Origin of the sequence: Ectopseudomonas composti (genome assembly GCF_001567565.1) — a bacterium.
Taxonomy (GTDB): domain Bacteria; phylum Pseudomonadota; class Gammaproteobacteria; order Pseudomonadales; family Pseudomonadaceae; genus Aquipseudomonas; species Aquipseudomonas composti_A.
On record NZ_LSSW01000024.1, the window covers coordinates 23,879 to 50,304 of the forward strand.

Sequence of the window (26,426 nt, forward strand, 5' to 3'; positions counted from 1 at the left end):
CTAAATAACAAGTCGACAAATACGGTCACTGACTGGCTGATCAGGAAATTTTTCGGTGTGCCGCTCAACGACCCTGGATAGCTGATCAAGAAATGGAACCGACTCCAAAAGCATATTCGCAAACGGCTCCCATTGAGCGTCGTCGGAAGACCATTCACGAACAAGCAACCGACCATCTGCACAATTAACCAAGAAACATCCATCAGCAAAAACTGTAGAAATTTGACCAACCGCTCCATTCATTCGATCATCAAATGGCTGGCATTGCCAGACTCTCAAAACAATTCCGTTACATTTGGTCCGAATGCCCGGATATGGTCTGGTCAACGCGCGACAATGCCTCGCTATTACAGAGACAGGCTGGAACCAGTCCACGCGACCATCATCAGGAAGTCGCTGCGGGAAATAGAATGAATCACCGCTCTGAGGCCTAGCCGAACAAAGTCGACCAGGATGATTCAGAACTTCTAACACCATCTCAGAAATCAGCAATGATGCTTTATAATACGAACTTCTAATATCATCACTTTCGTTATAGAAAAAACTGCGCTCTAAAATTACGGGTCCGTCATCCACACCTTTCCTAATCAAGAAAAGCGCAATATCAAATCGAGTGCAGCCTAACAGCAGAGCCCAATTCTGAGGGGAGCGACCTCGCCCCCCGGAAATCCCATCGGGGCTCCCATGAACCCCCAGAACCCCCATTCGCGCAGACTCAATAAGCCATTCAGGCACCAACCGCTGCCAGCCTGCCACCCAAATCAAATCGTAGGAAACAGCAGAAATAGCGAGTTTGTCCTCGCGGGCGCGCAACGAGTAATCCTTTACCTTAATGAACGAAACCCCCAACTTCTGGCAGCTTTTCTCAACGTCGAATACGCCACTGACCTTGTCCTGGTCACATGAGTCATGGTCGAGTCCGATAACAGCTGCAATATGTGCTCCTTGCTGAGCCACACTTACAACTGAGTCCCAGCCAGTTTCGAGTGAACAAAGAACCAGCACCTTGAGAGTCATCGAGCTAATATAACCTTTATGGATTTTTCAAAAATTTGCTTCAACTCAACGTTATCTAGAGTGCCCGCAAGGAGACGCCCGAAAATCTCATCATTAATAACATCATGACCAACGGCTTTCTGGGACGCCTTTGTTAAAGCCCCCTGACACGCCAACTCCTTTAACCCCGCTAGCCATAGAAACCGGAGGACAGCCACATCCTGCGGCACTTCGCCAAATGTCGCATCGTCTAGGCCTGTCACGTTTAATCGATTCAACCCCCTTAAAAGCTGGTCGTATTCACTCCAGCCCTGGACAGCTCTAGAAAGTATGGATTGAGCAATTTTCTCCCCGGGCTCCGCGTCTTCTTTACACCACCACTCCGGGTGAGTTAGAACTTGAATTCGATCATGCTGCTGACCAATCAACTCATCCCAACTTCGATAAATCCAATACCCATTCGAGTCGCTTGTGTATTGGACCTCTTCCTGCAAAGCACCAGCATAAGCGTTCCATAGGTCAGCATAAGATCGCTTTTTGCATGCCATGGTAAAAGGAGTCGTATTATGGAAAGAAAAGAACTTGATATCATCCTTTTTCTCCAGAATTCGCTTCAGCGTTGATACTTCACTTCGCAACGCATACTCCAAGCCACCCTCTTGAGCTACGGAATGCCATTGAGCATCAAAGTGCAATCCAACATCATGCCCCAAACGGTCTATTTCAATTAGTGCACGCTGAACACTCTTCTCAAACGGGCTGTAGTACTCGCCGGTTAAAAGAACTGTGTAACTGGAGAAAACACCAAGTTCCGCCTCAATCTTGGCGATTGCTAGCGCACGCTCAGGTGAGAAATCGATGTCATGACGTAGAATAGCAAGCTTGGCAGGCAAAGCACTCATGCCTAACACGTCGAATCCGAAAAATTCGTATTGCCGCTGAGTATCTAAAACCAGACGCCGGTAGTCCGACTCAGAAAAACCTGTTACCGAAGGCATATCATCATCCAGCTATATAAAGCGCATCTTAATAGAGCGAATCAACTCAGCAGCGTTATGCCAGGTAGTATCGCGATCAACACTCACACTATGCAAAATAACCCCACCGCCTCCACAGGCGACCGACACACCACTTTGCCCTATATCGATGATACTGCCTGGCACACCGTATATTTGGCGAGAATCCAAGGAAGAGGACCATATACGGACCACGCGCCCATCAGCATCGTGGGTAAATGCACCAGGATAAGGCTTTGATTGAGCCCTAATGAAGTCGTGAACTTTCTTGGAGGGCTGATGCCAATCTATCCTTCCGTCCGTAGGCACTCTTATTCCACAATACGAAGCACCAGTCTCTGGTTGCGGATTCAGTACAATCTCGCCAGATGCTAATGAGCGAACATGCAGACGAGCCAGGCTCAACATCAACTCGTTTGCTTTATTTAAGGCATCACCGATATTTTCATTTTCAGATAGAGGCGCTGCTGCCTGTGCAATTAAAGGCCCTTCATCCATCCCAGCTGAAAACCGAAAGAAGCTTACCCCAATCTCTTTTTCGCCATTGATGATTTGCCAAACCAGCGGTGCATTTCCTCTATACTTTGGCAATGGCGAATAATGAAATCCGTAAAATTCGCAGGCACCATCCACTGGAATAATCTGATACCAACCATGAACTAGTGCAATCCGTGCATCATAGTGGTCAAGCCAGCGTAATGTCTCAACACGAGTGGCAACGACGTGCAACGGTATCGAATGCTGCTCCGCCAATGAACTAAAAGATGCAAGAACGGAGCGATCATCCGCTGTGTCATCAGGGCAAAAAATTGCAGCAAGACAGCCAGGTAACAGCTCACAGATAGTTTCACAAAGTAGCAGACCCGCGGCCTTGCTTCCCATGAACACCAAGGTACGGCTCACTGGTCGCTCCGGCGCAGGATGGTTTCACTTACACGCAGCGCATCAATACCCTGATAGCAGGGCAGTGTTATAGTCTGCCGCTGCAATAACTCTGAATTGGGCTGAACGTCCGAATAACGTCCACGATAGTACGTCGTGCCGCTCAGGCAGTAAGTACCGATGGTGGTTTCGATACCATCTTCGCGCAAGCCGCTGATCAGCGCATCCCGATCAACACCGTCCGGAACCCGGAAAACCAAGGACTGCACGTTGTGGACCACATCCACAGCGCGTTGTTGCGGTAAGAAACCAGCACCACCTAGTAAGCGCACATATTCAGCTCTGATCTCGTTACGCTCCGCAACGATGGCGTCCAATTTGCGCAACTGCACGCGCCCCATTAGCGCTTGAGGCTCGGAAAGACGATAGTTGTAGCCATGGTCAATGAAATCAAGACCATAACCCAGCATACCGCTGGCCCCATGATTGAGTTTCACGTCGAACCATGCAGACCAATCATCACGATTCGTGGTGATCGCACCGCCCTCACCAGTGGTCAAGAGCTTGCGAGGATGAAAACTGAAGCAGGTCAGATCCGCTATATTCCCCACACGTACGCCCTGTTCGCTGCTGCCGATGGCGCAAGCGGCATCCTCGATGAACGGCACCCCATACTCTTTGCAGATTGCAGCGATTTCATGCATTCCACTGGGATTACCGAACGCATCAACAGCGATAACAGCTTTGGTTTTTGCACTCATGCAAGCGCGCAATGCGCTGGGCAGCATATTGTAGGTATCGAGCGATACATCGGCAAAGACAGGACGCGCTCCCAGGTCCTCCACAACGTTTGCTGTGGCGGGGAAAGAGAAATCGGAAACTACAACTTCGTCACCCGGCTCAATCCCAATCAGCTTCAGACAAACGCTTAGCGCAGTAGTGGCAGAAGTGGCCAGATGCGTGTGCCGTGCACCGGTATAGGCGCATATTTCTTTACGAAACGCATCCACGTGTTGCCCACGGGTAAAAATGCCACTTTCAAATATTTGCCGCATCTCGCCTTCGACTTCATCGAAACCGATATAGGGCTTCATCAAACGGATCTGGCTCATGTACGGTTTCCGATCAAATGGGTATACCAGCCGAGAGTTTCGCTAAGCCCCTCTTCGAATGGGGTCAGGCGATATTTAATCAGCCCCTTCACCTTCTCGTTACTGGCATTGTGCGACAGCACGTCGGAATGGCGTGCAGGTTTGCGCAGGATCTCACCACTGTAGCTGTAGTGGGCACATATCCTCGGGATCAACTCATTGATCGAGATTTGGTTATCGGTGGAGATGTTCACCGTTTCACCGGACGGCAGCACTGCGTGCAGCTTAACCACAGCATCTACGGTGTCGTGGACGTATATGAAATCGCGGCTCTGCGTGCCTTCGCCATGGATTTCCGGAGTGCCGCCAGTGAGCAGGCGCACGGCAGTGATCGGAATCACGCCAGCCAGCATGCCTTTGTGATTCTGCCGAGGTCCGTAGTTGTTGAACGGGCGAACGATGTAAGCGTCTACGCAGAACATACGCACATAGCTTTCCACCGCAAGGTCCGCGGCAGCCTTGCCCGCTGCATAGGTCGTAGTGGGATTACGCGGATGAGCTTCATCCATCGGCTCGTACACGGCCGAGCCATACACCTCCGAGGTGGAGAAGTGGCAGAGAGTCTTGAACAACCCGCGACGCTGCAGCTCAAGCAGGTTCAGCACCACCTTGACATTGGTGTCGAACGCGTTGGCCGGATTGAGGAAGGAGTAGTTCAGCGCCTTGGTCGCGCAGTTGAACACCACGTCGATGACGTGGTTGGCAAATATGTACTCCAGGCTGGTGCTCAGCTCAGCGTCATCACGGTAGAAGGTGGCCTTGCCGCTGGCCAGGGCCTCGACCAGGTTGTCTTCGGAGCCGACGAAGAGGTTGTCGATCACCACCACGTGAGCGGCACCTTCGGCCAGCAAGCGGTCCACCAGGTGGCTGCCGATGAAGCCGGCGCCGCCCGTGACTAGAACACCCTTGCCCGCAAAACCTTCTCGAATCGTCATGCCTGAACCGCCGCCTGAATTTGTGCACATATCTTCATTGCGTCGACGCCGGCGTCGACACCCGGAACCTGCCCTGCTCCCAACTGACGGCAGCTGGACATGAACACCTGTAGTTCAGTCAGCAGGGCTTCCTGCGGAGCAACCGCCACACTTTCTTGGATAGCCGATATGGCATAGGGCAGGCTGCCGCTGTCACGCGCCTCGGACTGGCGGTTGATCAGGATTTCCTTACGCAGAAGATCACAGTCGACGAACATGTCGACGCAGGTGCCTTCGATCTGGCGAATTTTTTTGTCCGTCACACGACTGGCCTGGATGCGCGAAAACTGGCCGTTTTCGTGAGTAATGAGTGCCGAGGCGAAGTCGATCATATTGCCGTGTGCGAAGCCGTGGGCGGCTACCGACTGGGCAGGGCCGTTGAGGTACAGGGCCAGGTCGATGTCGTGGATCATCAGATCGGTGACCACGTCGACATCGGTGATGCGCGCGCTGACTTTGTTGGTTCGGGTGAAGTCCAGGCTAATGACGCGTTCGGTGCGATCAAGCACGGTCTTCAGTGCCTGTACCGCCGGATTGAAGCGCTCGATGAAGCCCACCTGCACGTTGAGCCCCTTCTCGCGGGCAAACGCCGCGATTTCCTGCGCCTCTTCCAGGGTGGCAGCCAGCGGCTTCTCGACGAAGATATTCTTCACATGGGCAGCGGCCAGGCGAATGTAGTCGGCGTGGGTCACGGTCGGCGTGCAGATCACCACCGCATCGACATCGGCCAGCAGCGGTGTCGGGTCGACCACGCCTGGGATGCCATGCGCCTCGCCGGCCCTAGCGGCGACTTCGGCATTGGCATCGGCGACAAAGGCCAAGTCGACCCCCTTGAGCATCGACAGTACGCGCAGGTGGTTGCGCCCCATGTTACCAAGGCCGATGAGGCCTACCTTGAGCACTTGTTGCATAACGTCAAACATCTCCAGAAACGCGATTACCTTCACGGTCGATACGAGCCACCGCACGTGCGGGGTTACCCATAACCAGGGTGTAGGGCGCAACGTCCTTAGTCACCACGCTGCCCGCGGCAACCATGGCGAACTCGCCGATGGTGATGCCGCATACGATGGTAGCATTAGCGCCGATGCTGGCACCGTCGTCGATGCGCGTCGGAGTGATCATCCAGTCGGCATTGAAGGCGCGCGGCACCTTGTCGTTAGTGAAGCAGGCATTGGGCCCGACGAAGACGTCGTCGCCGATCTCTACGCCGTTGTAAACCGAGACGCTGTTCTGGATCTTGCAGCGGTTGCCGATCTTCACTGCGTGGTCAATGTAGACATCCTTGGATAGGATGCAGCCCTCGCCGATCACCGCGTTCTCGCGGATCTGCACGTTGATCCAGACCTTGCTGCCAGCACCGATGCTGGCCTTGTCTGAAACATTGGCGCTGGGGTGGATGTAGATGTCATTAGCGGACATTTCCACCTCCGAGAACCGAACCGACCACGTCGACTACGCGCAGTTGCTCGGCTTCAGTCATGTAGGGGAACAGCGGCAGGTTCAACACCGAGGCGCACAGCTGCTCGCCGATCTGGCCGCCAAAGTGGCCCTTGATATAGGCCGCAGCCCCTGGCTGACTGGACATGACGCTGGGATAGATGTTGCCAAACCCAATGCCTTCGGCCTTGAGGCGGGCCTCCAGGCTGGCCTTTAATGCGGCATCCGGCACTAAGCAGACATTGCAGTAGCCATTTTCTTCATAGCCGGCCGGCGCATTCATTAACTGGATGCCGGTGGCCGGAAGGTGCTTCTGGTAAAACGCCACGGCTTCGCGGCGCGAGGCTATCCGTGCATCGATGTGATCCAGCGCCAGGTTGAGGAAGGCCGCCTGCAGCGAGTCCAGGCGCGAGTTCCAGCCCACGTCACCGTAGCCGTAGTGGGCGGTGCGGCCATGGTTGCCCAGGCGGCGGACCTTGTCGGCCAACTCGGCATCGTCGGTGAACACTGCACCGCCGTCACCGGCAGCGCCCAGCACCTTGGCCGGATAGAAGGAGGTGGTAGATATGTACGCGCCCTTATAGATGGGCTCGCCCTGATAACGGGCGCCAAAGGACTGGGCGCCGTCCTCCACCAGCACCACGCCCTGATCGCGGCACAATGCACGCAATTCAAGCAGGCGGGCAGTACCCCAGCCATACAGGTGCGCCACCAGTGCCGCCTTGGGCCGGGACTCGCGGATGGCCTGAGCAAAGGCATCGAAACACACGCCGCCATCGCTGAGGTCGGCGTCTACCGTCACAGGTTTGGCGCCGACATTCACTACCGCCTCGAAGGTCGCCCAGAAGGTCACGTTCGGCACCAGCACCACGTCGCCCTCGCCCACGCCAACCGCACGCAGCGCCAGTTGCAGGGCATCGGTACCGTTGGCGCAACTCACCGCATGCGCGACCTGCAGTTCGGCCTGCAGACGGTTTTCAAGCGTAGCGACCTCAGCACCGCCGATGAATTGCGCGCCCAGGGTCATGGTATGGAATTTTTCCATCAGCGCCGTGTGGAAATCGGGCTCCAAGCGCTTGAGGTCAATAAAGGGAACGTTAATTTTTCAATCTCCTTGACGAGGCGACCGGAGCTGCCGGCGCTGTAACAGCGAGAGGGGTTAAGCACAATAAACATAGGGTGCCGCGGGCCTGAACGATCATCCAGCCACATCTCGGCCTGATTTTTACCGACACCGCAGGGCAAACCCTGTCCCAAATCAGAAAGAGACTTCATTCTGTCAGGAACGCAAGACTCTCGCGGCGACCTTACCACTCATGCTCCCAAACTCTCTTGCAATGTTTGGATGATGACACGCTGCGAGGAATCATCGAGATAGGGATGCATAGGCAAACTCATAACTCGCTCTGCAATGGCATCACCCACCAGTAGGCATGCAGCATCATCCTTCACCGCCGGTTGGCGGTTGAGCGGAATCGGGTAGTGCACCGCAGTAGGGATGCCGGCAGCCTTGAGACTCTCCTGCACTTTATCGCGTCCGGCCACCTGCACAGTGTACTGGGCCCAAGCGCTGCAGTTATGCGTCTCAACAAATGGTGCGGCAATACCGGCATCTCCCAGCAGACGACTGTAATCATGGGCGACTTGCTCACGCCGCTCCAGTTCGCGCGGGAATATTTCCAGCTTGGGCAGCAGAATTGCCGCCTGAAGGGTGTCTAGGCGGCTGTTAACGCCCACACGAATATGGTGGTAGCGACGATCCTGACCATGACGCGCGATCTGGCGCATTACCTTGGCCAATTCGTCATCGTTGGTGAAGATTGCTCCACCGTCGCCATAGCAACCCAAGGGCTTACTTGGGAAGAAGCTGGTGCAGGCAATGGTGGTCAAATTGCACGAGCGCTTGCCCTTGTACGTGGCACCGAAGCTCTGCGCGGCGTCCTCGATCACGGGGATGCCATGCCGGGCGGCGATAGCATTGATCGCATCGAAATCGGCGCATTGGCCATACAATGAAACAGGGATGATCGCTTTAGTGCGCTGCGTAATTGCAGCCTCGAGCAGCTGAGGATCCAGGTTGTAGGTACGCGGATCGATGTCCACATACACCGGTTTGGCCCCTAACAGAGCGACGGTTTCTGCAGTCGCGATGTAGGTGAACCCAGGGGTAATCACTTCATCGCCCGGACCGACACCCAGCGCCATCTGAGCAATCTGCAGCGCATCGGTACCATTGGCCACGCTGATGCAGTACTTGGCGCCCACGAAGGCCGCCAGCTTTTCCTCCAGTTCGGCCACTTCTGGGCCAAGAATGTACTGACCGTGGGCCAGCACCCGCTGGATGTTGGCATCGATCTTGTCTTTGATCAGCGCCTGCTGCTTCTTGAGATCGATGAATTCGATCACTGCGCTTGCTCCTTTCTCAGAATGCCGCCCTCGAGCACATAGCGCTCCCCTGAGTGAATACATAGCGCACTCCCCTCCCCGGTGAGTGGCAGATCCAACTGCTCGCCATGCTCGCTCATCCAGCCTATATGCCGGGCAGGAACACCTACCATCAGTGCATAGGCCGGCACGTCCTTGTTGACGACCGCGCCTGCACCAATGAAGGCGAACTCCCCGATGGTGACGCCACAGACGATGGTGCAGTTGGCCCCCAGCGTGGCACCCTTCTTCACCAAGGTGTCGCGGTATTCGCTCTTGCGTTCGATCAGCGAACGCGGGTTGTAGACGTTGGTGAAGACCATGCTTGGACCGCAGAAGACGCCTTCCTCAAGTGTGACGTTGTCATACACCGAGACGTTGTTCTGGATCTTGCAGTGGTGGCCGATCAGCACCTTGTTGCCGACGAATACGTTTTGCCCTAGGGACACACATTTGCCAATCCGAGCGCCCGCGCATACGTGGACGAAATGCCAGATGCGCGAACCTTCGCCAATCTGTGCGCCTTCATCGACGATGGCGCTGGGATGCTGGTAGTGGCTCATAAGCTCAACCCAGCAGGCGCGCAAGGAACGGATGATCTTCACCGTTCTGAGCGCGAGTAGCGGCCAGGGTGCGGATGGTCTCAACGGTTTCCACGCAGTGGCGAGCGTCCTCGATTCCATAGCCTTTGCCATCGAGAATAGCTTGGTAGCTGACAGTGTGCAGGTCAGTAAAGCCCTCGGAAAACTCTATCTCGACACCATCGCAGGTGATGGACCGGTAAGTCGGCTTCTTGCCCTTTACTGCATCAGGCAGATCATTCGCATCGATGGAGAGGAACCAGCGAACGCGAGCATTTTCGTACTCTAGGTAGCCGGTAGCCTTGTAGTTATCGACGTAGTGCACCACGTTGCGCTGCAGCGCGCCGAAGATGAAATGCAGCATGTCGAAGAAATGCACACCAATGTTCGTGGCGACACCAAAGGACTTGCGCGGATCGCCCTTCCAGCTCTCCATGTACCACCTGCCGCGGCTGGTGATGTAGGTCAGCTCGACTTCGTGCTTGCGCGCTTTGTCGCCCGCGCCCACGCGCTGTTTCAGATCGATGATGGCTTGGTGATGCCTAAGCTGCAGAATATTGTAGAGACGCTTGCCGGTTTCACGCTCAACCAGGGAAAGGTCATCGAGCAGCTCAGAGGTCGGCACCAGCGGCTTTTCACAGATGACGTCACAGCCGAGACGCAAGCCAGCCGTGATATGGGGATGGTGCAGATAGTTTGGCGAGCATATAGAGACGTAATCGAGAGTAGTCGACGGATCACGCTTGAGGCGCGAAGCATAATCGTGGAACCGCTCGAACTCGGTGAAAAACTCGCTTTGCGGCGAGATGCTGTCGATGATACCGACCGAATCGTTGATGTCATAGGCACAGACCAACTGGTTGCCGGTGTCCTTGATGGCGCGCATATGGCGAGGCGCGATATAGCCGGCAGCGCCGACGAGAGCGAATCTTTTCATGATGGTGTCTCGCAAAGGGATAACGGGCCGCCATACATACAGCGCATGCCAACCCGCAAAGCAGGATCAGGCCTTGATGACGTTCGGGTACGGAGCGCGATACTTGCCACGAGTATCGACGATAAGGCGCGCATTAGTTTTGATCAGCTCGTAATCGAAACGCTCATGATCGGTGGCCAGCACCACGGCGTCGAAACTGGCGATGTTCTCAGCGCTCAGAGGCTCGCTGCGCAGATCGAAATGATGCTCACGCATCTGGGGGAATGTAGGTACATGCGGATCGCTGTAAGCAACAACACCACCTTTTGCCTCTATGAGTTCCATGATTTCTACTGAGGGAGATTCGCGCATGTCGTCGACATTCTTCTTGTAGGCGATACCCAATATCAGAACTCGACTACCCCTGAGAGCCTGCCCTCGATCGTTCAGACCATCCATAAGCTTGCCAAGGACATATTCAGGCATGGCCTGATTTACTTCCCCAGACAGTTCGATGAAGCGGGTATGCAAGCCGTACTCACGCGCCTTCCAGGTCAGGTAGAACGGATCGATCGGGATGCAGTGCCCGCCCAGGCCCGGCCCGGGATAGTAAGGGGTGAAGCCAAAGGGTTTGGTCGCAGCAGCATCGACCACCTCGAAGATATCGATACCCATGCGGTCAGCGACCACCTTCATTTCATTGACCAAGCCAATGTTCACCGCACGGTGAATGTTCTCCAGTAGCTTGGTCATTTCCGCCGCTTTCGTCGAGCTGACTGGCACGACCTGGTCGATGGCCTGCTCGTACAGGGCAATACCGACTTCAAGGCAGTTCGGCGTGTGGCCACCGATAACCTTGGGAATGGTGCGTGTCTCGAAATCTGGGTTGCCCGGATCTTCACGCTCTGGCGAGTAAACCAGGAAAACACTCTCGCCGACCCTCAGACCTGTCGATTCAACACGCGGCAGTAATTCTTCTTCAGTGGTGCCGGGATATGTTGTGCTTTCCAAGGAAACTACTTGCCCAGCACGTAGATACGGCGTAATCGCGTTCGTGGTATTGATCACGAAGCTCATATCGGGCTCGCGATACTTGTTGAGCGGAGTCGGCACACAGAGAATCAATGCGTCACATTCGCTGGCTCGAGCAAAATCGCAGGTCGCTTCAAAACCGCTCGCACGCGCTTTCGATATATGATCACTGGCAATATGCTCGATGTAGCTCTGACCAGCATTGAGCTTGTCAACCTTGACTGCATCGATATCAATGCCGAGCACGCGAAAACCGATGGCGTTGTAACGCAGCATCAACGGCAAACCGACATAGCCGAGACCGACGATACCTATCAGGGCATCTCGACTTTTGAATTTATCGATATACGCCTGCAGCGAATCAGCCTTCACTATTACACCCCATCAAAAACGTCACGGAATTACTATCTTTAAGGTTTTGTCAGTCGCGGCATAACGCTGCTGCAGAACCGTTGCTAATTGCTGCTTGGCCTGAGACTCGCCATGTACAACGCGAACCTCTGACGGCCAGTGCGTCATCCGGGTAACAAAGCTCACCAGACCCGTTTGATCTGCATGGGCAGAATAACCACCTATGGTATGCACCTGAGCCCGAATGTCATAGCGCTGCCCGTCAAATTCCACATAGCCATTACGCGGCCCGAAACGCTGGATCTGTCTTCTCGGTGAGCCTTCGGCCTGGTAACCAACGAACAGCACGTCGTGCCGCTCATCGCCAAGCATGGCTTTCAGGTAATTGACGATACGCCCACTGGAGCACATGCCGTTACCGGCAATCACGATGGCGGGCTGCGCAGTTTGAGCCAGGCGATTGACCATGGCGAGGTGGGCCTTGTGGCTATCCACCGTAAGCAGGTTACGGAAGGTCAGCGGATTGCGCCCTTCCTTCAAGCGCGCCTTTGCCTCGGCATCCCAGAAATGATCGAGCTCCCGGTAGACCTGGGTGAAACGGCTGGCCAGGGGGGAATCAAGAATGATCGGCAGGTTCGACCAGTCGAGCGATGCGCGTTTCGCCCTGGCCAAGCCGGTGGCTTGCGACTGGCTCGCTACTGCCTTGAGCGATCGGCGATGAATGATGTCTTCCAGCTCGTAGAGCAGCTCTTGCGTTCGCCCGATGCTGAAGGCGGGAATCAGCACCGTACCGTTATTGCTCAGCGCATGTTCCAGCACCATCTCCAGGCGCTTACGGCGCGTGCGACGATCCTCATGCAAACGATCACCGTAGGTACTTTCGATAACCAGGACATCGGCTTTATGCGGCGCTTTCGGCGCTGGCAGGATGGGCGCATGAGGCGCACCCAGATCGCCGGAGAAAACAATGCGCTTTTTCTCACCTGTAGTGAGGTAATGCAGATCGACCTCAACATACGCGGAGCCAAGGATATGCCCGGCCCGCTGCAGCCGGATGCTGGCTTTCAGCTGCTTGCTATCCACCAAGGTGAACCATTGTTTGTAGGGAAGCGCGACGATGCGTTGCTCGATCAGCTTGAGATAGCGCTGAACCTGTCTCTGATCTCGGCTAAAGCCGAGCTTGAAGGCATCTTCCAGCACGATTGGCAGGAGTTTAGCTGATGGCTCACTACAGAGAATCGGCCCTTTGAAGCCGGCTGCAAGCAGGTAGGGGATGCGGCCAACGTGGTCGATATGAACATGCGTCGCGACCAGAGCCTTGATGCCGTCCAGAGAGAAATCGATGGCAAGCTTGCCGGCGCCTGCTCGACCTTCAGGGGAAGTTTCAGCGCCTTGAAAGAGGCCGCAGTCGATCAGCAGCGCGTGCTCATCGTCCATCTGTAGCTGATGGCATGAGCCCGTAACGCCGGTGACAGCGCCATGGTGAATAATGGAGGGGTACCGCACGAGTCAATCCCTTAACACTAGCTCTATCTAAAGGGACTCAGCCCGAGAATGCGCAATACGTCCACACACGACTAAACGAGAACCAACCTAAAGCAACATCAAAAAGCCACCAGCGTGAAAGCCCGCACATTCTGACGTTTTTTTTCTATTTGGCAAGCATAACGAAGTAATGACGCCAGCGAACCGACTTGAGATCCACGCGAATCACTCATCCTCATTGACCCGATCACGCAGCTCCTTGCCCGGCTTGAAGTGCGGCACGAACTTGCCATCCAGACGCACGGACTGGCCCGTCTTCGGGTTGCGCCCTACACGCGGTGCGCGGTAGTGCAGCGAGAAGCTGCCAAAGCCGCGAATCTCGATGCGATCGCCCGTGGCCAGCGCCTGGGACATTTGCTCAAGCATGGTCTTGATGGCCAACTCGACATCCTTGGAGGACAGCTGACCTTGGTGAGTGACAATTCTTTCGATCAACTCCGACTTGGTCATGGTTTTCCCTTCTTTTTCAAGCGGCTAGAAGACTCGACGGTTCGGTTGTAGCACGCTGATCAGCTTTTGAACAGCCTGAAAAACAAGGTGTTAGCACAACATTGGAAGTAAACGCCCATATAACGATTTCATTAGTGCCAGCTACAAGTAGATAGCACGCCGCTCTTTAAAGATACGAGCAAAGAAATGCATGCCCGAGAGCGGACGCCGGGAAGCAAGCCAGGACACGCAGAAGACGCTAAAGGAACCCCCAAAACGAAAAAAGGGCGGCCCGAGGGCCGCCCTTTTCTTCGATGAATTACCCGAACTTAGTTCTGGTTTTCCATCTGAGCACGGATCAGATCACCAATGGTGGTCGGGCCGGTGCTTTCAACGTCTTGCTTGTTACGCAGTTCCTTCATCGCGTCCTTCTCGTCTTCAACGTCTTTCGACTTGACGGACAGGCTGATGACGCGGGACTTGCGGTCGACGCTGATGATCTTCGCTTCTACTTCGTCGCCTTCTTTCAGGACGTTGCGCGCGTCTTCAACGCGGTCACGGCTGATTTCGGAGGCTTTCAGGGTAGCTTCGATCTCGTTGCCCAGGTCGATGATGGCGCCCTTGGCATCTACTTCTTTCACAACGCCACGGACGATGGTGCCCTTGTCGTTGATGGAGACGTAGTTGCTGAACGGATCGTCTTCCAGCTGCTTGATGCCCAGGGAGATGCGCTCGCGCTCCGGGTCAACCGACAGGATGACGGTTTCCAGCTCGTCGCCCTTCTTGAAGCGACGCACAGCTTCTTCGCCGGCTTCGTTCCAGGAGATGTCGGACAGGTGAACCAAGCCGTCGATGCCGCCGTCCAGACCAATGAAGATACCGAAATCGGTGATCGACTTGATGGTGCCGGAGATCTTGTCACCCTTGTTGAACTGACCGGAGAAGTCTTCCCACGGGTTGGTCTTGCACTGCTTGATACCCAGAGAGATACGACGACGCTCTTCGTCGATGTCCAGAACCATGACTTCCACTTCGTCGCCGACGTTGACGACCTTCGACGGGTGGATGTTCTTGTTGGTCCAGTCCATTTCGGAAACGTGTACCAGGCCTTCCACGCCCTCTTCCAGCTCGGCGAAGCAGCCGTAGTCGGTGAGGTTGGTGACACGGGCAACAACGCGGGTGTTTTCCGGGTAGCGAGCCTTGATGGCAACCCATGGGTCTTCGCCCAGTTGCTTCAGGCCCAGGGATACGCGATTACGCTCGCGATCGTACTTCAGAACCTTGACGTCGATCTCGTCGCCAACGTTGACGATCTCGGACGGGTGCTTGATGCGCTTCCAAGCCATGTCGGTGATGTGCAGCAGGCCATCTACGCCGCCCAGGTCAACGAACGCACCGTAGTCGGTGAGGTTCTTGACGATACCTTTGACTTGCTGACCTTCCTGCAGGGATTCCAGCAGAGCTTCGCGCTCGGCGCTGTTCTCGGCTTCCAGGACGCTGCGACGGGAAACGACAACGTTGTTGCGCTTCTGGTCGAGCTTGATGACCTTGAATTCCAGCTCTTTGCCTTCCAGGTGGGTGGTATCACGCACCGGACGGACGTCAACCAGGGAACCCGGCAGGAACGCACGGATACCGTTGACGTCAACGGTGAAGCCGCCTTTGACCTTACCGTTGATAACGCCCTTGACCACTTCTTCAGCGTTGAACGCAGCTTCCAGAACCAGCCAGGATTCAGCGCGCTTGGCTTTCTCGCGGGACAGCTTGGTTTCACCGAAGCCATCTTCAACCGCGTCCAGCGCGACGTGGACTTCGTCACCGACCTTGATGGTCAGCTCGCCTTGTTCGTTGAAGAACTGGTCGAGCGGGATGACGCCCTCGGACTTCAGACCGGCGTGGACGGTAACCCAGTCACCGTCGATGTCGACCACGATACCGGTGATGATGGCGCCCGGCTGCATGTCGAGGGATTTCAGGCTTTCTTCAAATAGTTCTGCAAAGCTTTCGCTCATGTTGATTCCTGTTGATCAAGGGCGGGGATTCGCCCAAACCACATTCCAGACCATGTGGGTTCGTTCATGTAAAAAGAGGCCTACGGGACAAGGACTGGTCTCCCGTATGCCTCCTTGCGAGTTCGTCGATTTAAGGCAACCGAGAACCCTTAGCCGGCGAGATCGCGATCAGCAACCTCGCTCAGAATTCGTTCAAGCACTTGCTCGATGGAGAGTTCGGTGGAATCCAGCACGATTGCGTCGGCTGCCGGCTTGAGCGGAGCCACCGCACGCTGGGTATCACGCTCATCGCGTGCCCGTATCTCATCAAGAAGACTCGCGAGATTAACATCATCGCCCTTGGCCTTCAACTGCAGGTAACGGCGACGGGCACGCTCCTCGGCGCTGGCGGTCAGAAAAACCTTCAGCGGCGCGTCGGTGAACACCACCGTGCCCATGTCACGGCCGTCGGCCACCAGGCCGGGCATTTCCCGAAAAGCGCGCTGGCGCTGCAGCAGTGCTTCGCGCACGGCCGGCAGCGAGGCAACCATGGAAGCGCCCGCTCCCACCTGCTCGTTACGAATGGCATCGGTCACCTCCTCGCCTTCGAGGATGATGCGCTTGTCGATGAACTGCACATCGAGATGCGCCGCCAATTGCTTGAGCGCCTCTTCGTTGGTCAGGTCGATGCCATGGTTACCGGCAGCGAAGGCCAGCAGACGATACAGCGCACCGGAGTCGAGCAGATTCCAGCCCAGCTGTTTGGCCAACAACGCACAGACGGTGCCCTTGCCTGACCCGCTCGGCCCATCGACGGTGATTACCGGGGCAGTCATGCGTTGCCCTCTACAGCCACTTTGATCCCCACTTCCGCCGCCAGGGCGAGGAAGTTGGGGAAGGAAGTGGCGACGTTGGCGCAGTCGTGGATACGAATGGGTGCACTGGCGCGCAGCGAGGCAACACTAAAAGACATGGCGATACGGTGGTCACCGTGCGCCCAGACTTCGCCACCGCCGATAGCGCCACCTTCGATGACGATGCCGTCCGGCGTGGGCTCGGCCTTGACGCCAAGGGCGATGAGGCCGTCAGCCATGACCTGAATACGGTCGGATTCCTTGACCCGCAGCTCTTCGGCCCCACGCAGCACCGTACGCCCTTCGGCACAGGCAGCAGCGACGAACAGCACCGGGAACTCATCGATGGCCAACGGCACCAGATTTTCCGGAATGTCGATGCCCTTGAGCCTGGCTGCACGAACACGAATGTCCGCCACCGGCTCGCCACCCACTTCACGCTGATTTTCCAGGGTGATGTCGCCACCCATCAGCTTGAGAATGTCGATCACGCCAGTACGGGTCGGGTTGATGCCAACGTGCTCCAGCACCAGCTCGGAACCTTCGGCAATACTCGCCGCGACCAGGAAGAACGCTGCCGAGGAAATATCGGCAGGCACTTCGATGCGCGTCGCACTGAGCTTGTGCCCGGACTCGACGCAGGCGGTGCTGCCCTCAACGCTCACCGGGTAGCCGAAGCCGCGCAGCATGCGCTCGGTGTGGTCACGAGTCGGCGCCGGTTCGGTCACGGAGGTCTTGCCGGCGGCGTAAAGCCCAGCCAGCAGCAGGCAGGATTTGACCTGGGCACTGGCCATCGGCATGTCGTAGTCCATACCGGTCAGGCGCTGGCCGCCCTTGATATTCAGCGGCGGGCGACCCTCAGGGCCGGTCTCGATCACCGCCCCCATCTCGCGCAGCGGCCTGGCCACACGATTCATGGGGCGCTTGGACAGCGAGGCGTCACCGGTCAGGGTGGTGTCGAACGGCTGAGCGGCCAGAAGCCCAGAGAGCAGGCGCATGGAGGTGCCCGAGTTGCCCATGTACAGCGGGCCGGCCGGCGCCTTGAGGCCATTGAGGCCAACACCGTGGATGGTCACACGACCATGGTGTGGCCCCTCGATGACGACGCCCATATCACGGAACGCCTGCAGCGTGGCCAGAGCATCTTCGCCCTCGAGGAAACCCTCGACCTCGGTAGTACCTTCGGCCAGCGAACCCAGCATGATCGAGCGGTGCGAAATGGATTTGTCACCAGGTACGCGGATACGTCCGGACAGGCTGCTACCGGGTTTTGCCAGGAAAATCAGATCGGTCGAGTGCATAGCGTCCACATAGGCCCTACGGGCCAGAATTTTGCTGAAATGTTCGCGGGCAACGCGGGCGCGAGTGAACACGCCCAGCAGTTGATGCCCATCCCCGGCGTCGACCGCGTCGCGCAGAGCGTCGAGGTCGTCGCGAAATGTATCCAGTGTGCGCAGCACCGCCTCGCGGTTGGCGAGGAAGATGTCGTGCCACATCACCGGATCACTGCCGGCGATCCGCGTGAAGTCGCGAAAACCGCCAGCGGCATAGCGGAATATTTCCAGGTTCTCGCTGCGCTTTGCCAGCGAGTCGACCAGGGTGAAAGCCAGCAGATGCGGCAGATGACTGGTTGCAGCCAACACCTGATCGTGATGCTCGACTGCCATCGACTCGACATCCGCACCCAGCTCGCGCCACAGCCCTTCGACCAGAACCAGAGCCGCCTCATCGCTGTATTCGCAAGGCGTCAGGATGACCTTGTGCCGACGGAACAACTCGGCGTTGGCCGCCTCCACCCCGCTTTGCTCCGAGCCCGCGATGGGATGACCAGGCACCAGCCGCACAGCCTTGCCGGAGAATGCCTGACGCGCAGCGCGCACGACATTGCCCTTGGCACTGCCTACGTCGGTCAGCACGGCGTTGCCAAGATCAAGCCCGGCCAACTCGGCCAACACTCTCTCCATGGCCAGGATAGGCACAGCCAGCTGAATGACCTCCGCCCCCTGACAGGCGGCAGCCAAATCACTCTCGCAACGATCGACCACACCCAACTGGACCGCCAGACGACGTGATTCGGCATCCAGATCGACACCAACCACCTCGCGGCACAAGCCGCGCTCGCGCAAGCCTTTGGCGAAGGAACCGCCGATCAGCCCCAGGCCGACCACCACCAGGCGGCCGATCTTAGGGGGGCTCGATTGCATTGCAGTGACAGTCACGCCGACAGCACCTTGGCCAGGGCCTCGAGGAAGCGCGCATTCTCTTTCGGCAAACCGATGGAGACCCGCAGGAAATTCGGCATGCGGTAACCGGCCATCGGTCGCACGATCACCCCTTCACGCAGCAGCGCCTGGTTGATCGCAGCGGTGTCGCGCGCGAAATCGACGGCGATGAAGTTGCCCTTGGAGGGAATCCAGCTCAGGCCCAGCGCACGCAAGCCGTCTTCCAACTGCTGCATGCCGGCATCGTTGAGACGACGACTTTCAGCCAAATACGCGGTATCGGCCAGCGCTGCACAGGCAGCGGCCAGGGCCAGACTGTTTACGTTGAACGGCTGACGTACGCGATTGAGCACATCTGCGATGGCCGGCGAGCTGATCGCATAACCGACGCGCAGCGACGCCAGACCATAGGCCTTGGAGAAGGTGCGCGAAACCAGCAGATTGGGGTAGCGCGCCAGGTAATCCAGGCCGTCCGGCAGCTCGTCGCCCTCGGCGTATTCAATATAGGCCTCGTCCAGCACCACCAGCACCGACTCTGGCACCTTGGCCAGGAAGTTTTCCAGGGCCTCGGGACCGAACCAGGTGCCGGTCGGGTTGTTCGGGTTGGCGATGAACACCACGCGCGTGTTGTCATCAATGGCGGCAAGCATCGCCTGCAGGTCATGACCGTATTCCCTGGCCGGCACGATCTTGCCCTGCGCGCCAACGGCCTGGGTGGCGATGGGGTACACGGCGAAGGCGTAGTCGCTGAACACGGCATTGAGGCCCGGCGCCAAGTAAGCACGGGCAACCAGCTCGAGGATATCGTTGGAGCCGTTGCCCAGGGTCACCTGCGCCGCATCGACGCCGTAACGCGCGGCCAGGGCGCTCTTGAGGGTGAAGCCATTACCATCGGGATAACGGGTCAGTTCGTCCAGCTCGGCGCGAATCGCCGCCAGCACCTTGTCGCTGGGGCCGAGGGGGTTTTCGTTGCTGGCCAGCTTGACGATACCGGCCGGGTCGAGCCCCAGCTCACGGGCCAGCTCATCGACCGGCTTGCCCGGCACATAAGGGGACAGTTTTTGCACCCCTGGCTGGGCCAGGGTCAGGAAATCGCAACTCATTACACAACCTCATTGTCTCGACCGAGCACCACAGGCTTCGCAGGAGCGACGTCAGTCACGAGTATCGCGGCTAAAGCCGCCCCTACAACGGCGCGGTTTTACAGCACCGCCTTCGGATAGGAACCCAGCACCTTCAGCGCCACTGCTTCCTGCGCCAGCTTCTCCAGCACATCCTTGATCAGCGGATCGCGGTGATGACCGACGAAATCGATGAAGAACACATAGGTCCACTTGCCGCTGCGCGACGGGCGGGTTTCGATGCGGGTCAGGTCGATACCGTTGTTGTGGAACGGCACCAGCAGTTCGTGCAGCGCGCCCGGCTTGTTGCGCATGGAGACGATGATCGAGGTCTTGTCGTCGCCAGTCGGCGGCACTTCCTGGCTGCCGATGATGAGAAACCGCGTGGAGTTGTCCGGACGATCCTCGATCTTCTCCGCCAGCTTGGTCAGGCCATACAGATTGGCCGCCATGTCGCCGGCGATGGCCGCACTGTTCCACTCGCTCTTGACCCGCTTGGCGGCATCGGCGTTGCTGGAAACCGCCACGCGTTCGACATTCGGATAGTGCGCATCCAGCCATTTGCGGCACTGCGCCAGCGACTGGGCATGGGAGTAGATGCGGGTGATCTTGTCGGTCTTGGTGGTCTCGCCCACCAGCAGGTGATGGTGAATGCGCAGCTCCACCTCGCCACAGATGACCATGTCGTGTTCGAGGAAACTGTCCAGCGTGTGATTGATCGCGCCCTCGGTAGAATTCTCCACAGGCACCACGCCGAAGTTCACCGCACCAGCGGCCACTTCACGGAACACCTCGTCGATGGCCGCCATCGGCACGCTGATCACCGCGTGACCGAAGTGCTTCATCGCCGCGGCTTGGCTGAAGGTGCCTTCCGGGCCGAGGTAAGCCACTTTCAGCGGGTTTTCCAGGGCCAGGCAGGAGGACATGATTTCGCGGAACAGCCGCGCCATTTCCTCGTTGCCCAGCGGCCCCTGATTGCGCTCCATCACGCGCTTGAGTACCTGAGCCTCGCGTTCGGGACGGTAGAAGACCGGCGACTCGCCTTCCTTGAGTTCCTTCATCTTCACCCGCGCCACTTCTTCGGCGCAGCGCGCGCGGTCGCTGATCAGCTCGAGAATACGCTCGTCGAGGTTATCGATACGAACCCGCAGCGCTTGCAGCTCCTGCTCAGAGATTACATCCGTCATTAGCCATGCTCCTTCTCGAACTCGGCCATGTAGGCCACCAGCGCCTCGACCGCATCCAGACCGACAGCGTTATAGATGGAGGCACGCATGCCGCCTACCGAACGATGGCCCTTGAGGTTGAGCAGACCACGCTCATCGGCGCCAGCCAGGAACACCTTGTCCAGCTTCTCGTCCGCCAGGCGGAACGGCACGTTCATCCAGGAGCGCGCGTTGTGGGCGATGGGGTTGCTGTAGAAGTCGCTGCCATCGATGGCCTTGTACAGCAGGTCTTTCTTGGCGCGGTTGATGCGTTCCATGGCCTCGACGCCGCCCTGCTCCTTCAGCCACTGGAAGACCAGGCCGGACAGGTACCAGGAATAGGTCGCAGGCGTGTTGTACATCGAGCCGTTGTCGGCCGAGACCTTGTAGTCGAGCATGGTCGGGCAGCTGGAGCGCGCACGACCGAGCAGGTCTTCACGCACGATCACCACCACCAGCCCGCTGGGACCGATGTTCTTCTGCGCGCCGGCGTAGATCAGGCCGAACTGCGACACATCGGTAGGACGCGAGAGGATGTCCGAGGACATGTCCACCACCAGCGGCGTGTCACCGGTTTGCGGCACCCAGTCGAACTGCAGACCACCGATGGTCTCGTTGCTGCAGTAATGCACGTAGGCGGCATTCTTCGACAACTGCCAGTCGTTCTGCCCGGGGATGGCGAAGTAGTCATGCGCCTTGGCGCTGGCGGCGACGTTGATCGCACCGTAGCGACGGGCTTCTTCGATGGCCTTCTTCGACCAGATACCGGTTTCGACGTAGTCGGCCACGCCATCTTCCGGCAGCAGGTTCAGCGGAATCTCGGCGAATTGCTGGCTGGCACCGCCCTGCAGGAACAGCACCTTGTAATCGTTGGGCACAGCGAGCAGATCGCGCAGGTCCTGTTCGGCCTGACTGGCGATGGCCACGTACTCGTCGCTACGATGGCTCATCTCCATCACCGACAGGCCCTTGCCTTGCCAGTCGAGCATCTCGGCCTGGGCGCGTTGCAGTACAGCGGTCGGCAGCGCGGCCGGGCCGGCGCAGAAGTTAAAAGCTCGCTTGCTCACGTCTGTCTCTCTCAGATTCACAGAACGCCACCACCAGGCGATGGCATGTCCAAACTGTCTGCCGTGCCGTGGGAGGGGCTTTAGCCGCGACTGTCGCCGCTAATCGGAACGCCGCCCGGCCCCTCCCACAAAGCCCGACTTTATTCCTCGCTGCCTTCCTCGCTGCCTTCCTCGGCGTCGGCAACCGGTGCTTCGGCGTTTTCGGCGACTTCAACGCTCTCTTCGCCTTCGACCAGTTCGTCCTCGTCTACCGGAGTCGGCTCCTGCACGCGCTCCAGGCCAACCAGAGTCTCATCCTTAGCCAGCTTGATCAGGGTCACACCCTGAGTGTTACGGCCGGAGCTGGAGACCTCGTCGACACGAGTACGCACCAGGGTGCCCTGGTCGGAAATCAACATGATTTCCTCGCCGTCCTGCACCTGGATGGCGCCGACCAGCTTGCCGTTACGCTCGCTGGTGACCATGGCGATTACGCCCTGGCCGCCACGACCACGACGCGGGAACTTGCCCAGGCCGGTGCGCTTGCCGAAACCGCGTTCGGAGGCAGTGAGGATTTGCGCACCGGACTCCGGAATCAGCATGGAGATCAGTTCCTGATCCTTGCCCAGACGCATGCCACGCACACCACGCGCGGTACGGCCCATGGTGCGAACCTTGCTCTCGGCGAAACGCAACACCTTGCCGGCATCGGAGAACAACATGACTTCCTTGGCACCGTCGGTGATGGCGGCAGCGATCAGGGTGTCACCCTCTTCCAGCTTCAGGGCAATCAGGCCGGCGCTACGCGGACGGCTGAACTGCACCAGCGGGGTCTTCTTCACAGTACCGAAGGCGGTGGCCATGAAGATGAAGGCGCCTGTCGGCTCGGCGACCAGCTCAGGGGTTTCGCCCTCGACTTCTTCGACTTCCTCGGCTTCGACCACTTCGACGGCTTCGCCTTCGATCACCACGCCTTCGTCGTCCAGATCTTCGTCGGCACCGGCGCTCTGCTGCAGGGCTTCGAGGTCGATCTGCAGCATCGCGGTGATGCGCTCGCCCTCATCCAGCGGCAGCAGGTTGACCAGCGGACGACCACGGGCGGCACGCGAGGCCTCGGGAATTTCGAAGGTGCGCAACCAGTACACCTTGCCCTTGCTGGAGAACAGCAGCAGGGTCGCATGACTGTTGGCCACCAGCAGGTGCTCGACGTAATCCTCGTCCTTCACGCCAGTGGCGGACTTGCCCTTGCCGCCGCGACGCTGCGCCTCGTAGGAGGCCAGCGGCTGACTCTTGGCGTAGCCACCGTGGGAGATGGTGACGACACGCTCCTCCTCGGTGATCAGGTCGGCAATGGTCAGGTCCTGACGCGAGGCGATGATCTCGGTACGGCGCTTGTCGCCGAACTCGGCCTTGACCTTCTCCAGCTCCTCGCGGATGACTTCCATCAGGCGCTCGGGGTTGGTCAGGATACGGATCAGCTCACCGATCAGAGCGAGGATTTCCTGATACTCGGCCAGCAGCTTCTCGTGCTCCAGACCGGTCAGGCGGTGCAGGCGCAGTTCGAGGATGGCCTGAGCCTGCTCCGGCGACAGGTAGTACTTGCCGTCACGCAGACCGTACTGCTCATCCAACCCTTCCGGGCGGCAGGAGTCGGCACCGGCACGCTCGACCATGGCTTCCACGGCACTGGAGGCCCAGGCCGTGGCAATCAGGCGTTCCTTGGCCTCGGCCGGGGTCGGCGAGCTCTTGATCAGCTCGATCACCGGGTCGATGTTCGACAGCGCGACCGCCTGACCTTCGAGAATATGGCCGCGCTCGCGGGCCTTGCGCAGCTCGTAGACAGTACGCCGGGTCACCACTTCACGACGGTGACGGACGAATACCTCGAGCATGTCCTTGAGATTCATGGTCTTCGGCTGACCGTCGACCAGCGCCACGACGTTGATGCCGAACACGCTCTGCATCTGGGTCTGGGCGTAGAGGTTGTTGAGCACGACCTCCGGCACCTCGCCACGGCGCAGTTCGATCACCACGCGCATGCCGTCCTTGTCGGATTCGTCACGCAGCTCGGTGATGCCTTCGATCTTCTTCTCTTTGACCAGCTCGGCGATCTTCTCGATCAGACGCGCCTTGTTCAGCTGGTAAGGCAGCTCGGTCACCACCAGTTGCTGGCGACCGCCGACCTTGTCGATGTCCTCCACTTCGACCCGGGCGCGCACGTAGATGCGCCCACGGCCGGTGCGATAAGCCTCGATGATGCCGGCACGGCCGTTGATGATGCCCGCAGTGGGGAAGTCAGGGCCGGGGATGTACTGCATCAGCTCATCGACGGTCAGCTCGGCGTTATCCATCAGCGCCAGGCAGCCATCGATCACTTCGGTGAGGTTGTGCGGCGGGATGTTGGTGGCCATGCCCACGGCGATACCGGACGAGCCGTTGACCAGCAGGTTCGGTACCTTGGTCGGCATTACCGCCGGAATCTGCTCGGTGCCGTCGTAGTTGGGCACCCAGTCGACGGTTTCTTTTTCCAGGTCGGCCAGCAGCTCGTGGGCCAGCTTGGTCATGCGCACTTCGGTGTATCGCATGGCAGCGGCGTTGTCGCCGTCGACCGAACCGAAGTTGCCCTGACCGTCGACCAGCAGGTAGCGCAGGGAGAAGTCCTGCGCCATACGCACGATGGTGTCGTACACCGCTGTGTCGCCGTGCGGGTGGTATTTACCAATCACGTCACCGACCACACGGGCGGATTTCTTGTAGGGCTTGTTCCAGTCGTTGCCCAGCTCGCTCATGGCATAGAGCACACGGCGGTGGACCGGCTTCAAGCCATCGCGCGCATCCGGCAGCGCACGCCCGACGATCACGCTCATCGCGTAGTCGAGGTAGGACTGTTTCAGCTCGTCTTCGATATTGACCGGGAGGATTTCTTTGGCCAGTTCGCCCATGAGAAGCCTGGTTCCTTTTTCTGGTGAAACTCCGCGTCATTCTTCCTGAACGCCATGGAGCACGTCGCGATAGCCTCAAGCCATCAGCGACTCACGACAAATCAACGAGTTATGTCACGATTCGATGCAGTGAAGGCGGCTTTAGTCAGCCCCCTTGAAAACTGCCGGAGATTACCACAAAGCGTGCCACACACCTACCCCGCAGAGGGGCGTGCGCGGCAGGTTCAGTGCAGGCGCTTGCGGCACATCAGTTGCGCCATCTTGGCGCTGTCGGGACGCTCGACCACCCCCTTCTCGGTCACGAGGTAATCGACCAGATCCGCAGGCGTCACATCGAACACCGGATTGACCGCAGGCACGTCCGCCGCCACGCGCTGCCCCGCCATCTCCAGCAACTCACGACCATCGCGCTCCTCGAGCAGGATGTCTTCGCCGCTTTCCAGGCTCATGTCGATGGTCGAGCTCGGCGCCACCACCATCAGGCGCACACCGTGATGCATGGCATTGACGGCCAGCTGGTAGGTGCCGATCTTGTTGGCCACGTCGCCGTTGGCGGTGATGCGATCAGCCCCGACTATCACCCAGGTAATGCCCTTGGTCTTCATCAGGTGCGCTGCCGCCGCATCAGCATTGAGGCTGACCGGCACGCCATCGCCAGCCAGCTCCCAGGCAGTCAGCCGGGCGCCTTGCAGCCAGGGGCGGGTTTCATCGACATAAATATGCTCGACCAGGCCCTCCAGGTGCGCCGCGCGGATCACCCCGAGCGCCGTGCCGAAGCCGCCAGTGGCCAGAGCGCCGGCATTGCAGTGGGTCAGCAGCACCTGCGGGTTGCCCTGATGCTTGCGGATCAGCTCCATACCCAGCTGCGCCATGGTCAGATTGGCTTCGCGATCACTGACATGAATGCCAATCGCCTCGGCTTCGAGCAGTGCCAGAGCGTCATCGCCGTCCTTGATCCGCGCCAGGCGTTCACGCATACGCTGCAACGCCCAGGACAGATTGACCGCAGTAGGGCGCGAGCGCTCGAGACAGGCAAAATCGGCGTCCAGCGCCTCACGCCAGTCACCGCCCGCCTGCAGCCGAGCACGGGCGCCCAGCACCAGACCATAGGCTGCAGCGATGCCAATGGCCGGCGCACCGCGCACCACCATGTCGCGAATCGCATCCGCCACTTCGGCAGCGGAGTCAAAGCGCAACCAGGTCTGCCGATGCGGCAGCAGGCGCTGATCGAGCAAATACAACGCACCGTCGCGCCACTCGATTGCCTGAACCTTCTCCACCGCCAGCAATTGCTCGCGCATCACGCAC

22 protein-coding genes are annotated in these 26,426 nt (G+C 58.3%); all 22 read right to left on the minus strand.

All coding sequences use genetic code 11. From position 1 onward, the window contains the following. Entirely contained in the window at positions 1–1,017 is a 1,017-nt protein-coding gene (locus PCLY_RS24515) for a methionyl-tRNA formyltransferase (RefSeq protein WP_082768066.1), read from the minus strand. Next, complete coding sequence (locus tag PCLY_RS12160; RefSeq protein ID WP_061239629.1) at positions 1,014–1,994, minus strand: hypothetical protein; 981 nt, start codon at positions 1,992–1,994, stop codon at positions 1,014–1,016. The genes PCLY_RS24515 and PCLY_RS12160 overlap by 4 nt, the downstream gene beginning before the upstream one ends. Before the next feature lie 12 nt (positions 1,995–2,006). Further along, a complete protein-coding gene (locus PCLY_RS24520) occupies positions 2,007–2,915 on the minus strand; it encodes a methionyl-tRNA formyltransferase (RefSeq protein WP_082768067.1) in 909 nt (302 codons plus the stop codon). Then, complete coding sequence (locus PCLY_RS12165) at positions 2,912–4,006, minus strand: DegT/DnrJ/EryC1/StrS family aminotransferase (RefSeq protein ID WP_061239631.1); 1,095 nt, start codon at positions 4,004–4,006, stop codon at positions 2,912–2,914. Before PCLY_RS12165 ends, PCLY_RS24520 begins: the two co-directional genes overlap by 4 nt. Continuing rightward, the gene (locus PCLY_RS12170) at positions 4,003–4,980 is read right to left on the minus strand and encodes an NAD-dependent epimerase/dehydratase family protein (protein ID WP_061239633.1); all 978 of its coding nucleotides are present in this window, start codon (positions 4,978–4,980) and stop codon (positions 4,003–4,005) included. Before PCLY_RS12170 ends, PCLY_RS12165 begins: the two co-directional genes overlap by 4 nt. Then, positions 4,977–5,930 (minus strand): Gfo/Idh/MocA family protein, encoded by a 954-nt coding sequence (locus PCLY_RS12175; RefSeq protein WP_061239635.1) that lies wholly within the window; start codon positions 5,928–5,930, stop codon positions 4,977–4,979. The genes PCLY_RS12170 and PCLY_RS12175 overlap by 4 nt, the downstream gene beginning before the upstream one ends. Before the next feature lie 4 nt (positions 5,931–5,934). Next, entirely contained in the window at positions 5,935–6,441 is a 507-nt protein-coding gene (locus PCLY_RS25305) for an acyltransferase (protein ID WP_061239637.1), read from the minus strand. Next, on the minus strand, positions 6,431–7,504 hold the full coding sequence (locus PCLY_RS12185; RefSeq protein ID WP_197432179.1) for a DegT/DnrJ/EryC1/StrS family aminotransferase: 1,074 nt from the start codon (positions 7,502–7,504) through the stop codon (positions 6,431–6,433). The genes PCLY_RS25305 and PCLY_RS12185 overlap by 11 nt, the downstream gene beginning before the upstream one ends. Before the next feature lie 269 nt (positions 7,505–7,773). Next, on the minus strand, positions 7,774–8,865 hold the full coding sequence (locus PCLY_RS12190) for a DegT/DnrJ/EryC1/StrS family aminotransferase (RefSeq protein WP_061239641.1): 1,092 nt from the start codon (positions 8,863–8,865) through the stop codon (positions 7,774–7,776). Next, positions 8,862–9,446, minus strand: a complete 585-nt coding sequence (gene wbpD / locus PCLY_RS12195; RefSeq protein ID WP_061239643.1) for a UDP-2-acetamido-3-amino-2,3-dideoxy-D-glucuronate N-acetyltransferase — start codon at positions 9,444–9,446, stop codon at positions 8,862–8,864. The genes PCLY_RS12190 and wbpD overlap by 4 nt, the downstream gene beginning before the upstream one ends. A gap of 4 nt (positions 9,447–9,450) precedes the next feature. Next, a complete protein-coding gene (locus PCLY_RS12200; protein ID WP_061239645.1) occupies positions 9,451–10,401 on the minus strand; it encodes a Gfo/Idh/MocA family protein in 951 nt (316 codons plus the stop codon). A gap of 66 nt (positions 10,402–10,467) precedes the next feature. Further along, on the minus strand, positions 10,468–11,769 hold the full coding sequence (wbpA, locus tag PCLY_RS12205; protein WP_156458598.1) for a UDP-N-acetyl-D-glucosamine 6-dehydrogenase: 1,302 nt from the start codon (positions 11,767–11,769) through the stop codon (positions 10,468–10,470). A gap of 36 nt (positions 11,770–11,805) precedes the next feature. Next, entirely contained in the window at positions 11,806–13,269 is a 1,464-nt protein-coding gene (locus PCLY_RS12210) for an MBL fold metallo-hydrolase (RefSeq protein WP_061239649.1), read from the minus strand. A gap of 204 nt (positions 13,270–13,473) precedes the next feature. Beyond that, positions 13,474–13,758 carry an integration host factor subunit beta gene (gene ihfB, locus PCLY_RS12215; protein ID WP_003243558.1) on the minus strand — a complete coding sequence of 95 codons (285 nt, stop codon included), beginning with the start codon at positions 13,756–13,758 and terminating at the stop codon, positions 13,474–13,476. A 308-nt stretch (positions 13,759–14,066) separates the two neighbouring features. Beyond that, complete coding sequence (gene rpsA, locus PCLY_RS12220; protein ID WP_061239651.1) at positions 14,067–15,749, minus strand: 30S ribosomal protein S1; 1,683 nt, start codon at positions 15,747–15,749, stop codon at positions 14,067–14,069. 149 nt (positions 15,750–15,898) lie between these two features. After that, on the minus strand, positions 15,899–16,564 hold the full coding sequence (gene cmk / locus PCLY_RS12225; protein ID WP_061239653.1) for a (d)CMP kinase: 666 nt from the start codon (positions 16,562–16,564) through the stop codon (positions 15,899–15,901). After that, the gene (locus PCLY_RS12230) at positions 16,561–18,786 is read right to left on the minus strand and encodes a bifunctional prephenate dehydrogenase/3-phosphoshikimate 1-carboxyvinyltransferase (protein ID WP_082768069.1); all 2,226 of its coding nucleotides are present in this window, start codon (positions 18,784–18,786) and stop codon (positions 16,561–16,563) included. Before PCLY_RS12230 ends, cmk begins: the two co-directional genes overlap by 4 nt. Before the next feature lie 11 nt (positions 18,787–18,797). Beyond that, a complete protein-coding gene (gene hisC / locus PCLY_RS12235) occupies positions 18,798–19,907 on the minus strand; it encodes a histidinol-phosphate transaminase (RefSeq protein ID WP_061239658.1) in 1,110 nt (369 codons plus the stop codon). Positions 19,908–20,005: 98 nt separating this feature from the next. Beyond that, positions 20,006–21,100: a prephenate dehydratase gene (gene pheA, locus PCLY_RS12240; protein WP_061240049.1), complete on the minus strand. Its 1,095-nt coding sequence runs from the start codon at positions 21,098–21,100 to the stop codon at positions 20,006–20,008. An 11-nt stretch (positions 21,101–21,111) separates the two neighbouring features. Then, positions 21,112–22,197: a 3-phosphoserine/phosphohydroxythreonine transaminase gene (gene serC / locus PCLY_RS12245; RefSeq protein ID WP_061239660.1), complete on the minus strand. Its 1,086-nt coding sequence runs from the start codon at positions 22,195–22,197 to the stop codon at positions 21,112–21,114. Between the two features lie 140 nt (positions 22,198–22,337). Beyond that, on the minus strand, positions 22,338–25,118 hold the full coding sequence (gyrA, locus tag PCLY_RS12250) for a DNA gyrase subunit A (protein WP_061239662.1): 2,781 nt from the start codon (positions 25,116–25,118) through the stop codon (positions 22,338–22,340). Between the two features lie 224 nt (positions 25,119–25,342). After that, positions 25,343–26,419 carry an S-methyl-5-thioribose-1-phosphate isomerase gene (mtnA, locus tag PCLY_RS12255; protein WP_061239664.1) on the minus strand — a complete coding sequence of 359 codons (1,077 nt, stop codon included), beginning with the start codon at positions 26,417–26,419 and terminating at the stop codon, positions 25,343–25,345. Positions 26,420–26,426: the final 7 nt, after the last annotated feature.